Source organism: Sphingomonas sp. CFBP8993 (assembly GCF_034044895.1).
GTDB lineage: Bacteria > Pseudomonadota > Alphaproteobacteria > Sphingomonadales > Sphingomonadaceae > Sphingomonas.
Window position 1 is genome coordinate 319,557 of record NZ_JAXCWU010000003.1, and the last position, 16,221, is coordinate 335,777.

Consider the following 16,221-nt stretch of genomic DNA (forward strand, 5'->3'; position numbering starts at 1 on the left):
TGCTTTTGGCTGGCATCGACGGATGATGGAGATGTCATGACGGATCGGCAGAAGGTGCGCCGAATAGCGTGCGCGGTGGCATTGGCGACGGTCGCGGTGGCGGCGCAGGCGCAGAACGGACGACCGCTGGAAAAAGCGCCTGGCGCAGACCGGCCGATCCTGGGCCTGACCGAGACGGATGCCCCCTTCGCGACCGAGTCGGCGATGGTCTACCCCAAGACGATCGGCTGGCCCGAGGGGCGTACCCCGGTCGCGCCGCGCGGGTGGCAGGTGACGAAGTTCGCCGGTGGCCTCGACCATCCGCGTCAGGCGCTGGTCCTGCCCAATGGCGATGTGATCGTGGCCGAGGCACGGACGCAGTTGAAGCCCGATGTCGAGCCCGAACAGGCCCGCGCCCGGCATATGGCGCGCGGCTATGGCTTTTCCGCCAATCGCCTGACCCTGTTGCGCGACGCGGACGGCGACGGGATCGCCGAACAGCGCCATATCCTGCGCGAGGGGCTGAACCAACCGTTCGGGATGCAATATGCCAATGGGCGGCTGTACGTCGCCAACACCGATGCGGTCCTGAGCTTCCCCTATCGCCCCGGCGAAACGCAGATCGCGGGGACGCCACGCACGGTCGTGTCCTTGCCCGCTGGCGGTTACAATAACCACTGGACCCGCAACCTGCTACTCTCGCCCGATGGCCGGACGTTGTATGTCTCGGTCGGCTCGGCATCCAACGTCGCCGAAAACGGGATGGACGAGGAAAAGCGGCGCGCGGCGATCCTGGCGGTCGATCTGGCGAGCGGACGCGAGCGGCTTTACGCCTCGGGCCTGCGCAACCCGGTGGGCATGGACTGGGCGCCGGGGTCGGGCACGCTGTGGACGGCGGTCAACGAGCGCGACCATTTGGGCGACGACATCTCGCCCGACTATCTGGTCGGGGTGCGTGAAGGCGGCTTTTATGGCTGGCCCTATAGCTATTATGGCAGGCAGGATCCGCGCCACGCCAACAACCGGCGCGACCTGCTGGCGACGACACTGCTGCCTGATGTCGCGGTCGGTGCCCATACCGCCGCACTGGGGCTGGCCTTTGCCAAGGGGACGCCCGCCGACAGCCAATATGCCTATGTCGCGCGGCACGGGTCGTGGAACCGGTCGAGCCTGAACGGCTATGACGTGCTGGTCGTGCCCTTTGCGCAGGGCCGCCCCACCGCCGCGCCGCAGCCTTTCCTGACCGGCTTCGTCGCCGATGCCAAGAAGCGCGAGGTGTTCGGTCGGCCGGTCAGCATCCAGACCCGCACCGACGGCGCGATGTTCGTGGTCGATGACGCGGGTGATACCGTCTGGCTCGTTCGCCGCGCCTGATGACCATCCGAATGGCGGCGGCTGCCGCCGCATTATGCGCGGCCACGCCCGCCTGGAGCCAGAGCGTGCCACTGGTCGATACCGAGGATGCGACGCTGTCCTCGGTATCGGTCGGCAAGGGCACGGTGCACCCCATATTGACGCTCGACGTGCGCAACGGCGATTATGCGCGGGCGGTCTATGACGCGGACGGTCCGGGACTGAACCGTGTGCCGGTCCATGTCGCGATCGGGCTGGCGGTGGTGCTCGACCGCGATGCGGGCGGGCGCGGGCGGTGGTTCCTGACGGCGCAAAGCTCCAACGGCTTCCACGGCCCCTCGGTCGAGGAACGCGCCGTGCCGCGCGCCTTTTACGAGAGCAACAATATCGCGGCGCTTGCCTGGCGGCCGGTGGAGGGGCTGACGGCGGCGCTGGCCTATACGGTCAAGACCAGTCCCAACGGCATCGATCCGACGACGCAGGAAGCCAGCGTTTCGGTCGCCTGGGCCGGCAAGGACGTGCTGGGCGAGCTGGGCCCCAATGTCGCGATCACCCGGCGGACGCAGGGCGATGGCGGCGTCTTTACCTTGGCCAGCCTGTCGCCGTCACAGGCGCTGGGGAAGGGCGAAGGGGCGGCGAAGCTGTCGCTGCCGCTGGCGCTGGGCATGGGATGGGACGGCTTTTACGGACCAGGATCGGGCGACCGCGCCTATGGCAGCGTCGGCATGGCGCTGTCGCAGCCGCTCCGGCTGGGCGGCGCGAAGGCGACGCTGCGTGCCGAGATGCTGGCCTTGATCCGCGACGGTGCCCTGGCCGCCGCCGAGGCCCCGGCCGCGACGACCGACCGGGTAGTGCCGCTCGCCACCCTATCCTTGCGGATGGGATGGTGAGCGGCCGCGCCGTTACCGCCTGGTGAAGCCGCCGATCCCGGCGATCGCCAGCTTGGCGGCGGGCTTCGACATTTCGGCGAAGGTCAGCCGCAGATAGCGGACCGGTCGGACGCTGGTGAAGGGCAGGCGCTGGGTCGACAGCGCATAGGCGATGTTCGAGAATTCGCCCGTGCCCGCCGGGGTCCAGCTCTTGCCGTCAACGCTGGTCTCCGCGACATAGCCGCGCGGCGGGGCGGCATCGACCATCACCTGGCGCGAGGGCGTCAGGCTGAAGCCCGCGACGTCGCGGACCTGGCCCATGTCGACCGTGACGCTGGCAGGCTTGCCGGGAGTCGGCGCCGCCTGGGTCCAGATGGTCTTGGCGTCGTTGTCGAGCAGCTTTTCGGCCCCCGGTGCGGTCGCCGAGACGATGGTCCAGTCGGTCGTCGCCAAGACGGTCGGGTCACTCGACACGATGGCGGGGACGGGGACCGGCGCGACGCTCTTGAACAGCGACACCTCGCTGATCGCCGGGCAAACCGGTGCGTCGACGATGCGCAGGCGGACGCGACGCGCGGTGACGGGCCTGGGCAGCCGGATGATCCGCTGCGCGCTGATGCACTCATGCTCGGCAAGTTGCTGCCAGGCGCCGTTCACTTCGGCATCGACCGCGAAGCGCGTGACGCGGACGCCGAGCGGGAGGTATTCGCGGATGCGGATCAGGTCGAAACTGCGCCCCGGCGGCAGGTCGAGCGTCAGGCTGGGCGTGGTCACGCCGTCCGGCGCGGACCAATAGGTGTCGCGATTGCCGTCCAGCACCTTGGCGGCCTCATAGCCTTTGCCGCGCACATGGCTGGCATGGGCCACCGCGCCCTTGGCCAGGTCGGTTGCGAAGCTGGCGCGGATCGCGTCGCCGAAGCTCTTCAGGATCTTCACGTCCTGATCGGGAATCCGCCCGCGCCGGTCGGGCGGCAGGTTCAGGTTCATATTGGTGCCGCGCGCGACCGAGGTGTCGAAATAGCCGACCAGATTCTCCGGCGAGCGGACCTTGGAGTCCTCGTCCGCGTGATAGAACCAGCCGGGCCGGATCGAGGTGTTGGTCTCGGCGGGCCACCACAAAGCGCCGCCGCGCACGCCCGAATTGCCCTCCGACTGGACATAGGGGTGGTTGGGCATGGTCGGCCAGCAGGGATCGCCCGCCACACCGTCCTCATTGCCGACCCAGCGAATGTCCGCGCCCAGCGGATCGAAGGTGCAGGCCATGGGCTGATGCTGGTGCACCAGCGCGATGATCGAGGGCCAGTTGTAGTATTTCGGCGCATCGATCTGCCGCGTCTCGCGCGCGCCGCCATAATAGCCGTCGCCGCCATTGGCCCCGTCGAACCAGAATTCGAACAGCTCGCCATAACCGGTGCAAAGCTCGACCACCTGCTTGCGGAAATATTCGACATAGGACGGACGGGCATAATCCGCGCGGTTGCGGTCCCAGGGCGAGAGATAGATGCCGAAGGCGAGCCCGGCGCGCTTGCAGGCGTCCGACATCTCGCGGACGATATCGCCCTTGCCGTCCTTGTACGGCGAGTTGCGGATGCAGTGTTCGGTCAGCTTGGTCGGCCACAGGCAGAAGCCGTCATGATGCTTCGCCGTCAGGATGATGCCCTTCAGGTTCCCCGCCTTGGCCGCGCCGACGATCTGGTCGGCGCTGAAGTCGCTGGGGTTGAAGGTCCTGGGGTCTTCGTCGCCATAACCCCATTCCTTGTCGGTGAAGGTGTTCATCGCGAAGTGGATGAAGGCATATTGCTCGCGCTGGTGCCAGCGCCACTGCCGCGCCGAGGGGACTGCGCCATAAGGTGCGGGGGCACCCGCCCCCTTTTGCGCGAAGGCGGGCGTGGCGGAGGCGACCAGCCCGGAGGCGAGGACGGCGCGGCGGGAGAAATCGGTCATCTGCAATGCGGCTCCGGGAGGGATCAGGCGAGTTGGTGGTCGAAGGACGGCGGTCGATCCTTGGGATCGCGGCCGAAGGCGGGATTGGGCTTCGCGCCCATGGTGAAGGACAGGGTGCCGCCCTTGGACAGGGTGGCATGGTCGATCCAGCTCTTCGTCCAGGGGCGACCGTTCCATGTCACCGACTGGACATAGGGCGTGTCGGGGCGATTGCCCTTCGCCTCCACGACCAGCGTCCTGTTGCCGCCGACCGTCACCTGCGCACGCTCGAACAGCGGGCTGCCGAAGACGTACGCGCCGCTGACCGGATCAACCGGATAGAAGCCGAGCGACGAGAACAGGAACCAGGCGCTCATCTGGCCGCAGTCATCATTGCCGATGATGCCGTCGGGCGCGTTCTTGTACATCTCGGTCAGCAGGCGGCGGACCATGGCCTGCGTCTTCCACGGCGCGCCGACATAGGCGTAGAGATAGGCGACATGCTGGTCGGGCTCGTTGCCATGCGCGTACTGGCCGACCAGACCGGAAATGTCGGGCGGCGCGTTCTTGGGCAGGGTCGAGGGCGCGTTGAACAGGCCGTCGAGCTTGGCCTCGAACTTCGCGTTGCCGCCCATGTGGCGGATCAGGCCGTACACGTCATGCTGGTTGAGGAAGGTCGCCTGCCAGCCATTCGCCTCGGTATAGTCGCGCCACCAGGGCTTGGGCATGTGGCCGAGCTGGATGGGATCGTAATCCTTCCACCAGCTGCCGTCGTCGAAGCGCGGGCGGGCGAAATTGATCGTGGGGTCGATGACGTTGCGCCAGTTGCCCGAACGCTTGAGCAGGCGGTCGGCCTCCGCCGTCTGGCCGACACGACGCGCGATATGCGACGCGGCCCAGTCGTCATAGGCATATTCCTGGGTCCGGCTGACGCTCTCGAACCATTTGTCGGCGGGGACATAGCCATTGGCGTCGTACAGGTCGCGGCCCTTGCTGTTGTCCAGGTCGGGCGCGGAGAAGTCGAAGCTGCGCTTGGCGATGCCGGGCCAGGCGGCGGCGTAATCGGCGGGAATGCCTTTCACCATCGCCTCGGCCATGATCGGCGTGCCGTGCCAGCCGATCATGATGCCGGTTTCCTTGCCCTGCAGCGTCCAGACCGGCGGGCCGTAAACGCTCTGCTGCGTCTGGCGGATCACGTCCTCGATCAGCTTCCTGGCCTGGGCGGGCTGGGTCAGGATCAGCCAGGGGTGAAGCGCGCGGTACGTGTCCCAGGTGGAATAGGTGCTGTAGGCGAACTGTCCGGCGGGGGCGGTGTGCACCTGTCCGTCCAGCCCGACATAGCGGCCGTCCACGTCGGAGAAGAGCGTCGGCGCGATCAGCGTGTGATAATTGGCCGACGCCATGATGACCCGCTGGTCGGTGGTGCCGCCCTCGACGCGGATCCCCCCGCTGACCGCCGCCCAGCGATCCATCGCGGCGCGACGGGTGCGGTCGAAGTCCCAATGCTTGGCTTCGGCGGCGAGGTTGGCCTTCGCCCCCGCGACATCGACCGCCGAGATACCGCAGCGGACCATTAGCGGCGCATCGCCGAGTTCGTCGAAGAACAGGGCGGCCTTCAGGCGGTTGCCCTTCACGGCGGTGCCGTTCGCGGGCGCATCGCCGTCGCCGTAAAGCTGGATGCGGCTGGGTTTCTTCGACAGTTGCATCGCAAAGAAGATACGCCGCCCCTTGGCCCAGCGGAACACGCGGCGGGTGCCGGTGATCGTGCCGTCCGGCTCGATGGTCAGTTCGGCATCGGTGATCAGCGGCTTGGCGTCGCTCTTGTCGAGGACGAGGTGCGACAGGTCGACCAGCACATGCCCCGGACCCTTGGGATAGGTATAGCGGTGCCAGCCGGTCCGCTCGGTCACGGTCAGCTCGGCAAGGACGCCGGACTCCAGCTTGACGCGGTAATAGCCGGGCTGCGCCTGTTCTTCGGAATAACGCTGGCGATAGCCTTCATCGGGGTTGGCGAGCGGCCCCGGCGTCAGCTTCAACGCCCCGCGCGTCGGCACGACCAGCACGTCGAGCATGTCGCCGATGCCGGTGCCCGACAGGTGCGTATGGCTGAACCCCATGATCGAGCCATCGCCATGATGATAACCCGAGCAGGTGTCCCAGCGTTCGACATCGGTATCGGGGCTCAACTGCACCATGCCGAAGGGCATGACCGCGCCCGGATAGGTGTGACCGTCGCCACCCGTTCCGATGAACAGGTTCGGCAGAACCGGCGGGGTGACCACGCGAGCGGCAAGCCCATCGAGCGGCAGGGTGGCGAGCGCGGTTCCGGCGAGGAGCGAGCGGCGGCTCAGGATCATGCAAACGTCTCCCGCAGAACTTCCGGCCTGGTGGCCGCGACATGGACGACCAGCTCGCCGAACAGGCCATTGGCCCAGGCGAACCAGTCGCGCGTGAACTTGGTGGGATCGTCGATATCGACCCCTTCGTGAATGAAGCCCGTACCGCCATGCGATCCACGGATCATCGCCAGGCTGGCGCGTAGCAGCGCAGGGTCGGTCGAGGTCAGCGCACGGGTGATGACCGACATCGGCCAGACCTGGCCCGGCCCGGTATGCGGACCACCGATGCCGCTGATCGCGCGCCCCTCGAAATACCAGGGGTTGTTCCGGCTCCAGCAGGCCGCGACGGTGCGCTGCCACAGCGGATCGGCGGCGTCGACGCAGCCCAGATAGGCAAGGCCCGACAGCGACGGCACATTGGCGTCGTCCATGAAGACGGTGTTGCCGAACCCGTCTACCTCATAGGCCCAGACCCGCTCGCCGCCGGGCAACGTCATCGTACCGAACTGCCTGAGCGCGGCCTCGACCTCGGCGGCGAGGGCGGTGGCGTCCTGCGCCAGCGCGGCCTCACCCACCGCGTTCGACAGGGCGGCCAGCTCGCGCAGCGTGGTCATCGCGAACAGGTTGGCGGGGATGAACTGGCCATAGAGACAGGCATCGTCCGAGGGGCGGAAACCCGAATGGATCATGCCGTTCGGCCGTGTGGGCAGACCGGTGCCGCGATACAGCGTCTCGGTCGGCTCGGGCGCGGAGCGGCGGAAGCGATAGGGGCCAGGGCCGTCCTTGCGCTGCTGCTCGCGGAAGGTCTTTACGATCAGCCGTGCAGAGGTTTTCCACTCGGCATCGAAGGGCGTGGTGTCACCCGTTTCGCGCCAATAGCCATATGCCAGCCGGATCGCGTAGCAGAGCGAGTCGATCTCCCACTTCCGCTCGGCGACGCCGGGCTTCATGTCGGTATCGTCCTTCAGCGCCCAGCTCAGGTTCGTCCGGGCGGTCGGGTCCTGCATGAAGGCGTTGGCATAGGGGTCGATCAGGATCGATCGCGCCTGTCGCCCGATCAGCCCCCGGAACAGCCGCCCCAGCGCCGGATCGCGCTTCACGAGGTGCAGATAGGGCCGCAACTGCGCCGCCGAATCCCGCAGCCACAGGCAGGGGATGTCGCCGGTGATGACGAAGGCGTCGGGCTTGCCGGCCACCTCGCCGAGCGACAGCACCGTGGTGTCGAGCGTGTTGGGATAGCAGTTCCCGAACATCCAGCGGAGTTCGGGATCGGCGATCATCTTCGAGATGCGGGTAATCTCCGCCTCGACCGCTTTCGATACGAAACGGCGGTCGGCGACGGCCGGGCGCTTGCTCACGAAGCCGGGTGCGGCGGCGAAGGCCGGGGCGGCGGCGAGCGCCGCACCCCCGGCGATCAGTTCACGACGGGTGGGCGTCACTTGGGCAGGTCCTGTGCCTGGCCGGTCACGGTGAACTGAGTCCACTGGCCCGCCCCGTCACCCGGCTGGCCACCGCCGATATAGAGCTTGTAGGTGCCCGGCAGGATGCGCCGCGTGCCGTCACGCCACACCTGGCTCATCAGTCGCGGATCGATGGTGAAGCGCGCGGTGCCCGCCTGGCCGGGCTTGAGCGCGACACGGGTGAAGCCGACCAGTTGCCGCTGTAGCACGGGATCGGTCAGGATCGGCTTCTCGTCGGTCGCGGGCGGCACCAGATAGGCCTGCGTCACCTCTTCACCGGCGCGCTGGCCGATATTGCGAAGCTGCACCGCGACCTGGACGGGCTGTCCCGCCGCGACGCTGGCGGTTACGGTGGGCTGGCCATAATCGAATTTGGTGTAGCTGAGGCCATGGCCGAAGCCCCAGGCGGGCTTGCCGGTGAAATAGCGATAGGTGCGCTCCTTCATGCCGTAATCGGCAAAGGCGGGCAGGTCGGCCGTCGAGTGATAGATGGTGACGGGCAGGCGGCCCGACGGGTTCACGTCACCGGCCAGGATCTCGGCCAGCGCGGTGCCGCCCTCGGCACCCGGATAGAAGGCGGCCAGCGTCGCGGCGGGCTTGATATCGCCCAGCGACACCGCAGAGCCCGATACGACGACCGCGACCACAGGCTTGCCGGTCGCCTGGAGCGCGGCGAGCAGCTTGCGCTGCATCTCGGGCAGCACGATGTCGGTGCGGTCGCCGCCCGCGAAACCGGGCACCGAGACGCCCAGCGCCTCGCCCTCCAGATCGGGCGACAGGCCGACCACCGCGACCAGCACATCGGCGCTCCCTGCGACCTTCAGCGCCTCTGCGGTCAGCGCTTCGGCGGGCGGCAGCCATTGCAGGCGGAAACCCTCGTCGCCGCCCTTGTGGTCGATCTCGACGCGGATGCGGCGCGGTGCGCTGCCGTCGATGGTCGTCTCCAGCTTCTTGCCGCCGATCACGTCGTCGATCACCAGCTGATCGTCGATATACAGCTTTACCGCGTCATGCGCGGGGCAGGCATGCCAGCAGGCCGGGCCGTCGAGGCGCAGGCGATACTGGCCCGGCCCCGGTGGGGTCAGCGTGCCGGTCCAGCGACGCTGGAAGGGCGCGGTCTTGGTATAGTTGAAGTCGATGCGGCGATCCTGCCCGGCCGCCGACCACTGGCCGTTCGCGCCCATCGTCTCGACCGCGAGGCCGGTCTTGCCGTTCGCCGACAGCGCGGTTTCGGGGACGCCCACGAACGCGCCCTCGGCCAGCACCGAGCCTTGCGCATAACGAATGTCGCGACCGAACTTCGCGCGGATACCCTCCAGCGGCGTCACCGGGTTGATCGCGGTGCCGTGGTAATTGCCCTCCAGCACGCCCAGATCGTCGGCATTGGCGCCGAACACCGCCAGTTTCTTGCCCTTGAGCGGCAGGAGGTCGTTCGGATTGTCGAGCAGGATGATACCCTTGCGCGCCGTCTCCAGCGCCAGCGCGCGATTGGCGGGCGTGCCGAGCTGGTCGGGCTTGATCCGGTTCCATGGCGAATCCACGGTCAGCATCCGCCGCACCGCCAGCGCACGGGCCAGCGCGGTGTCGATCTCGCCCTCGGTGATCAGGCCGCGCGTCACGGCCTCGGGCAGCGCCAGATAGGCCTTGCCGCAGTTCAGGTCGGTGCCCGCGCGCAGCGCGGCGGCCGCGGCGGCGGGGGCATCCGGCTGGGCATGGTGGAACATCCAGATATTGCCGACCGCGTCGCAGTCCGACACGACGAGGCCGTTAAAGCCCCAGTCGGTGCGCAGCCGCTGGGTCAGCAGCATCGGGTTGGCGCAGACCGGCGTGCCGTGGATGGCATTGTACGCGCACATCAGCGACAGCGCCTTGCCCTCGGTCACGGTGGCGCGGAAGGCGGGGAGGTAGGTCGCCTCCAGATCGCGGGGGGACACCATCACGTCGAAGCTGTCGCGCCCGCCCTCGGGGCCGGAATGGACCGCCAGATGCTTGACGGTCGCGATAACCTTCGGATGCTTCAGGTCGGGACCCTGCAGCCCGCGCACGAAGGCGATGCCGATGCGGCTGGTGAGGAAGGGGTCCTCGCCATAGGTTTCCTGGCCCCGGCCCCAGCGCGGATCGCGGAAGATGTTGATGTTGGGGGACCAGATGGTCAGCCCCTGGTACAGGCCGCGATCGGCGTTGATGGGCTGCGTGTTGAACTTCGCGCGTGCCTCGGTGGCGACGACATCGCCGACCTTCTGGATCAGCGCGGTGTCCCAGGTCGCGGCCATGCCCATCGCCTGCGGGAACACGGTCGATGGCCCGTTGCGCGCGATGCCGTGCAGCCCTTCGCTCCACCAGTCATAGGCGGGCAGGTTCAGCGCGGGCTCGGCGGGGGCCTCGTTGACCAGCTGTGCCGCCTTTTGCGCGACGGTCAGCGTCTTGGCTTCGGCGGGCAGGGCGGGAGCGGCGGCCTGACCGGCGGCGGCGAGGAGAAGGAAGGGGATCACTGGGCGTCCTTCGGACCGAGGGTGTAGATTTTGAGCTCACGCGCCAGGGTGGCGGCGTCCGCGTCGCTCTGGATGGTGAGCGTGATGCTCTCGCCGGGCAACAGGTCGAAGCCATCGTCGGACGGTTCGGCCGGAGTGGTGCCGAAATTCACCTGTACCTGCCGCGCGAGGTTGCGGGCGGTGAGGGTCAGCTGCTTGCCCGCCCAGCGCGCGGTGATGCCCGGCGCGGGGTAGAGCATGTCGCGCGGCACCTTCCGCTCGACGATCTGGCGGGCGATCACCTTCTCGCCGTCGAACAGTTCGGCGACGGCATAGCTGCTCTGGGGCGCGGCGGCGTTGAACAGTGTGGCGTCGGGGATGGTTGCGACATCGCTGGCCGAGGCGGCGGCCATGGTCACGCTGCCGCTTTGCGAGCCCAGCTTGGCGCCGTCCATCGCATAGCCGGTCACGCGCCAGCCCAACGGCGTGGGTGTGGTCGCGTCGGAGATCAGGACGATCCGCGTCGCGCCGGGCCTGGTCTCGGCGACGATGGTCTGGGCCGCGAAGAAGCGGCGGGCTTCGTGCTGGAGCATCTTGTCATGCCCGGTCCAGTCGATGCTCGACCAGCTGATCGCGGGCCAGCTGTCGTTGAGCTGCCAATAGAGCGATCCCAAGGTCACCGGGCGGCAGGCGCGGTGATGGCGTGCGGCGAGGCCGATGGCGCGGGCCTGCATCGCCTGGGAGAGGTAGACCAGATCGGCGAAGTCGCGCGGGTCGCGCAGATTCTGCTTCAGATAGAAGGTGATGCGGTCATTGCCTTCGCCCGCCAGGAATTTCTGGTGCGCCTTCATCACCGGGCTGTCGATGCGGAAGTCCGCCGGATCGGCAAAGGTCGCGATGGTCGACAGGTCCGGGAAAGCCTGGAAGCCATATTCGGACATGAAGCGCGGGCAGCTGTCGGTGTAGCGCTCGACCGGCTTGGAGCCCGACCAGACATCCCAGAAATGGCGGTCGCCATCCTTGTCGGTGTCGGTCGGCCCCTCATAATTGGTCGAGGGCGAGCCCGGCCAATAGGGGATGCCGGGCGAGTTCTTGATGACCGCATCGCGCAGCACCCGGTCGAACAGCACGGCCATGCCGGTGCCGATCCGCTCCTGCTCGTCCGGGCCGACGGCCTTCTTGAACGCCTTGCGATCCGACCAGTTTTCCCAGCCCGACAGCACCTCGTTATTGCCCGCCCAGATGACCAGCGAGGGGTGCGATTGCAGGCGCGCGACCTGCTCCTCCGCCTCGATGCGGACATTCTCGCGGAACTTGGCGTCGGGGGGCGTGACCGCGCCGCCAAACATGAAGTCCTGCCAGACCATCAGGCCCAGCTCGTCCGCCGCATCGTAGAAGCTGTGCTCGGGATAATAGCCGCCGCCCCAGATGCGGACGATATTCATGTTCGCGGCGACGGCCTTTTCCAGCATCTGCCGCTCGGTCGCGGCCGCGACGCGCGCGGGGAAGGCGTCGAAGGGGATGACGTTGCTGCCCTTGGCGAAGATCACGTTGCCGTTGATCTTCAACCCGAAGCTGCCGTCCTTGCGCATCAGTTCCACGGTGCGCAGGCCGGTGCGCTTCTCGACCGCATCCGCGCCCGCCAGCGCCGCGTTGACCGTGTAGAGCGGATGCGCCCCGAAGCCGACCGGCTGCCAGCGCTGCGGCCTGGTGATCGCGACGGGCACGACCACGTCATTCTCGCCCGGCTGGAGCGCCACGTCGCGGCGCACCCGGATTCGCTTGCCGTCGGGGCCGGTGACGGTCACGTCCATGCGCCCCGTCTGCGCACGGTCGGCGACGACCGAGGCGCGGGCCAGGATGCGCGCTTCCGCATCGGTCAGTGCCTCCTGCTCGATCCGCAGATTGTCGATCCGCGCGGCGTCCCATGCCTCCAGCCGGACCGCGCGCCAGATGCCGATATCGACGATGCGCGGCGCCCAGTCCCAGCCATATTGGTATTTCGGCTTGCGGATATAGGGCGAGGTCTGGACGCCCTTGGGCTCGTCGCCATAGGGCGAGTCATATTCGCCGGGCAGCGGATGCTTCTCGGCCAGCACCATCGGCTGGAGCGTCTTGATCGGCGAGGCGAAGGTGACGACGATCTCGTTCGCGCCCGCCTTCAGCAGCGGCTTGGCATCGGCGCGCCAGCGGCGATGCGCATTGTCGGCGGCGAGCAGCGTTTGGCCGTTCACACTGACGGTCGCGAAGGTGTCGAGCCCGTCGAACACCAGGTCCAGGTGATCGCGGTGCAGCATCTCGGGCGTCACGTCCAGCGATGTCCGATACTGCCAGCCGGTCAGGCCCGCCCATTGGATCGGGGCCTCGTTCGCGCCCTTATAGGGATCGGGGACGATCTTCGCGGCGATCAGGTCCTGCTGCACGCTCCCCGGCACGGTCGCGCTCAGCCAGCCTGCCGCCTGCGGATGGGCGCTGGCGGCGGCGGCGTCCTTCGGGTCGATCCGCACCTGCCAGCGGTCGAGCGTCGCCACCGTCTTGGGCGCGGCGAGCGCTGGGAAGGGGAGGGCGAGCGCGGCCAGGATCAGGCCGAGGCGATGTTTCAAGACGATGTCCCCGAAAGCTGCATGTTCGCCCACGCCGGGCAGGGCATGGCAAAGCGGGTGGAAGGAATGTGGTCACGATCGGGGCAAAATGCGGGGCGCGCGGCGACGACGGGCAAAATCCCCCATTTCGTCAGGCTGTTGCGCGCCATCCTTCATCCCCGTTACCCACCGGCTTGTCGTATGCCGGTATTCTCATGATATGCTTTGGTATCATGACAAGGCAGGCGGGGGGCGTCCACCCATTTTCTGCGTCCGTGCGGGCCCGTGCGCACCCTGCAACCGATTGGCTGCTCAGTGCGCCAGGCCGAGCGCCAGAAGGCCGGTGATCCAGATCAGCAAAACGGTCATCGCCATCAGGCACAGGACCAGCGTCATGATCAGCCCCGATGCCCAGCCCAGGCCATAGGCTCCCCGCGTCTGGCGCAAGAGGTGGACCGGAAAGGCCAGCATCAGCCACGCCACGCCCGGCAAGTGCGCCAGCTTCACCCACAGGATCATGACCACCGTCAGCAGGCTGACGAAGCTGAGCGAATAGGTGACGAAGACCGCATGGTCGAACATCGCGACCCCGCGCTTCCAGACGAAGACCAGGCCCATGAAGGGCATCGACAACAGGATCAGCGCCCAGGAAAATTTATAGCCATTGGCCTCCATCTTGAAGAGGAGGAGCTCGGGATCGCGCACGGCATGGGCCAGTTTCGCATCGAGCGATCTGGAGCCGGTGATGACGGGATTTCCAGCTTCGCCATGACCGGACGCTTCGGACGCGCCGCCGCCTAGCGCATTGCTGGTCAGTTCGAGCTGACGATAGCGTTCGGCCAGTCGTGCACGCTCCGCATCGACCACCGCGACATTGCCCCTGGTCGCAACGATGGTCGCACGCTGTCGATCGAGTGCGGCGATCTGCCCTTGCGTCTTGAGGGCCTCGGCGTGGATTTCGGTTGCGGCCTGACGCGCATCGGGGGCCTTCAATGTCCCGATGCCGCCGAATATGGAATAGGCGATGTAGAGCAGGAAGACGCTGAACAGGTACAGCGCCAGCGGGGACAGGAAACGCCGCCGCTCCCCCGCGATATAGCGGCGGGTCAGCTCGCCGGGGCGGGTGACCAGCATCGCCATCGTCCGCCACACCTGCCCCTCGATATGCAGGACGCCGTGACTGAAATCATGCCACCATGCGCCCAGCGTGCGATGGATATGCGACGACTGTCCGCAATCATGGCAATATTCGCCGACCAATGCGGTGCCGCAGTTGCGGCAGCTTTCCCCGACCTGTGCGTGCATCCCACCCCCGACAACTATCCCCATTGGCAGGACACGATAATTTTCGGGGGCGCGCAAGGACAAACGTCGCTGGGGTTACGGGCCTCAGCTTTGCGCGGACAGGCGGGTGTCGACCAGATCAAGCTCGCGACCCAGCCGCTGCGCCGTCTCCGAGCCGATCGCGCGGGCGTTGAGCAGTTCGAACACCGTCCGACGCTCGGCCCGGATCGCGGCCAGTCTCATGCGCCGCTCGATATCCTCGAACCGGCGCGCATCGGGATCGGCATCGCCTTCCAGCGTGTCGATGCGGCTGCGATATCCGTCCATCAGGCGCGAAGCGATCTCGACATATTGGTCGGCATCGTCGCGCCCCTCGGCCATTTCGTGTTGAAGCCGCTCCAACTCGGCGATGGCGGCCTTTGCGGCGGCGACGCGGGTGTGGTCGACCTCGCTCATGCCTTCCTCGACCGGCAGGGCCAGACCGCGCAGCAGCAGCGGCAGCGTCAGGCTGGCGATCACCAGCGAGGACAGGATCACCCCGCACGCCAGGAAGATCACCAGGTCACGCGCCGGAAACGGCGTGCCGTCGGTCAGCGTCAATGGCAGCGTCAGGGCACCCGCCAGCGTGATCGCCCCCCGCGCACCCGCCACCGACATGGCGGTGATGACCCGGCGCGGCGGGCTGGTGCGGTTGGGCAGGTTGCGCTGGCGGAACAGGGTCAGGCGCAAGGCGACCCAGGTCCAGGCGAAGCGAAGCGCGGCCAGCCCGGCGACGATCGCCACCACATAGAGCCCCAGCCACCACAAGGACGCATGGCCGGTCAGCATCACCGTGTCGCGCGCGCCTGCAAATACCTGCGGCAACTGCTCGCCCAGCAGCACGAAGATGATGCCGTTCAACGTGAATTGCAGCATGTCCCACACCGCCTGGCGCCGGATGCGAATGGCGGCCTTCACGCCCGACGAGACATTGGTGAACGACATGGTGATGCCCGCCGCCGCCGCCGCCAGCACGCCCGAACTCTCGATATGTTCGGCCACTAGATAGGCGGCGAAGGGGATCAGCAGGCTGACCAGGATGTTCGACCCGCTATCGTCGCCGAAACGCCGTGCGAAGCGGTTCTTGGCGGTCACCGTGCCCCAGGCGATGGCGACGCCCAGGCCCACGCCCGACACCGCCATCCAGACGAAGGTCACCCCCGCCTGGCCCAGCGAAAAGGTGCCGGTCAAGGCGGCGGCAACCGCAAAGCGCAGGCACACCAGGCCCGAGGCATCGTTGAGCAGCGATTCCCCTTCCAATATGTGCATCATCCGCTTCGGGATCGGTGCCTTCTGCGCGATGGCGGACACCGCGATCGGGTCGGTCGGCGAAACCACGGCGGCCAGCGCGAAGGCGACGGCATAGGGGATGGCCGGGATCATCCAGTGGATGAACAACCCCATGCCCAGCACCGTCAGGAAGACCAGGCCCAGCGCCAACCCGAGAACCGCGCCCGCGTCGCGGAACAGTTCGTCCTTCGGGATGCGCCAGCCATCCAGGAACAGCAGCGGCGGCACGAACAGCAGGAAGAAGATTTCCGGGTCCAGTTCGACACGGATTTGCGCGATGCCTCCGATCACCGCGCCCAGCGCGATCTGGACGAGCGGGCGGGGCAGGGCGGCGGGCAACAGGCGGGAGACGACCCCGCTCAGCACGACGGCGAACAGGAGGAACAGGCTGAGCGTAATGACGTCCAATCGGGGACCTTTCGGGTTCGGCGGTTGGATTGGCCATGGCGGCGGGCGGCATGACCGAAGATCTGCGAGACGATAATCGAATCGCGCGAGGCCCCATGAATGACATGGGGCGGATGGGTGGTTCAACCCGTTAAACGAGTTTTACGGGATGATGTACGTGGTCGGTGGCCCTTCATGGGGGCAAGAGGGTTGCGCAGGCTGAGTGCCGATCGACATTTCGGTCG

9 protein-coding genes are annotated in these 16,221 nt (G+C 67.3%); 2 read left to right on the forward strand and 7 right to left on the reverse strand.

Translation table 11 applies throughout. The annotated features are described in order from the left end of the window. Window positions 1–36: 36 nt before the first annotated feature. The gene (locus tag SOM26_RS07710) at window positions 37–1,353 is read left to right on the forward strand and encodes a PQQ-dependent sugar dehydrogenase (protein WP_320452136.1); all 1,317 of its coding nucleotides are present in this window, start codon (window positions 37–39) and stop codon (window positions 1,351–1,353) included. 11 nt (window positions 1,354–1,364) lie between these two features. Beyond that, entirely contained in the window at window positions 1,365–2,222 is an 858-nt protein-coding gene (locus tag SOM26_RS07715) for a hypothetical protein (protein WP_320452137.1), read from the forward strand. A gap of 12 nt (window positions 2,223–2,234) precedes the next feature. On the opposite strand, the gene SOM26_RS07720 is transcribed toward SOM26_RS07715, so the two are convergent. The 7 genes from SOM26_RS07720 to SOM26_RS07750 all read right to left on the reverse strand — a co-directional run bounded on the left by SOM26_RS07720 (window position 2,235) and on the right by SOM26_RS07750 (window position 15,997). Continuing rightward, window positions 2,235–4,145: an alpha-L-fucosidase gene (locus tag SOM26_RS07720; RefSeq protein ID WP_320452138.1), complete on the reverse strand. Its 1,911-nt coding sequence runs from the start codon at window positions 4,143–4,145 to the stop codon at window positions 2,235–2,237. Between the two features lie 23 nt (window positions 4,146–4,168). Beyond that, entirely contained in the window at window positions 4,169–6,481 is a 2,313-nt protein-coding gene (locus SOM26_RS07725; RefSeq protein ID WP_320452139.1) for a GH92 family glycosyl hydrolase, read from the reverse strand. After that, window positions 6,478–7,902 carry a glycoside hydrolase family 125 protein gene (locus tag SOM26_RS07730; protein ID WP_320452140.1) on the reverse strand — a complete coding sequence of 475 codons (1,425 nt, stop codon included), beginning with the start codon at window positions 7,900–7,902 and terminating at the stop codon, window positions 6,478–6,480. The genes SOM26_RS07725 and SOM26_RS07730 overlap by 4 nt, the downstream gene beginning before the upstream one ends. After that, window positions 7,899–10,415 carry a glycoside hydrolase family 3 C-terminal domain-containing protein gene (locus SOM26_RS07735; protein WP_320452141.1) on the reverse strand — a complete coding sequence of 839 codons (2,517 nt, stop codon included), beginning with the start codon at window positions 10,413–10,415 and terminating at the stop codon, window positions 7,899–7,901. Before SOM26_RS07735 ends, SOM26_RS07730 begins: the two co-directional genes overlap by 4 nt. After that, window positions 10,412–12,997 (reverse strand): beta-mannosidase, encoded by a 2,586-nt coding sequence (locus tag SOM26_RS07740; protein ID WP_320452142.1) that lies wholly within the window; start codon window positions 12,995–12,997, stop codon window positions 10,412–10,414. Before SOM26_RS07740 ends, SOM26_RS07735 begins: the two co-directional genes overlap by 4 nt. Before the next feature lie 291 nt (window positions 12,998–13,288). Beyond that, complete coding sequence (locus SOM26_RS07745; RefSeq protein WP_320452143.1) at window positions 13,289–14,281, reverse strand: DUF3667 domain-containing protein; 993 nt, start codon at window positions 14,279–14,281, stop codon at window positions 13,289–13,291. 84 nt (window positions 14,282–14,365) lie between these two features. Then, window positions 14,366–15,997 (reverse strand): Na+/H+ antiporter, encoded by a 1,632-nt coding sequence (locus SOM26_RS07750; protein ID WP_320452144.1) that lies wholly within the window; start codon window positions 15,995–15,997, stop codon window positions 14,366–14,368. Between the last annotated feature and the right edge of the window lie 224 nt (window positions 15,998–16,221).

Coding starts and splice junctions, on each gene's coding strand:
- SOM26_RS07720 (WP_320452138.1), bottom strand. CDS start 4,145: ATGACCGATTTCTCCCGCCGCGCCGTCCTCGCCTCCGGGCTGGTCGCC.
- SOM26_RS07745 (WP_320452143.1), bottom strand. CDS start 14,281: ATGCACGCACAGGTCGGGGAAAGCTGCCGCAACTGCGGCACCGCATTG.
- SOM26_RS07725 (WP_320452139.1), bottom strand. CDS start 6,481: ATGATCCTGAGCCGCCGCTCGCTCCTCGCCGGAACCGCGCTCGCCACC.
- SOM26_RS07710 (WP_320452136.1), top strand. CDS start 37: ATGACGGATCGGCAGAAGGTGCGCCGAATAGCGTGCGCGGTGGCATTG.
- SOM26_RS07715 (WP_320452137.1), top strand. CDS start 1,365: ATGGCGGCGGCTGCCGCCGCATTATGCGCGGCCACGCCCGCCTGGAGC.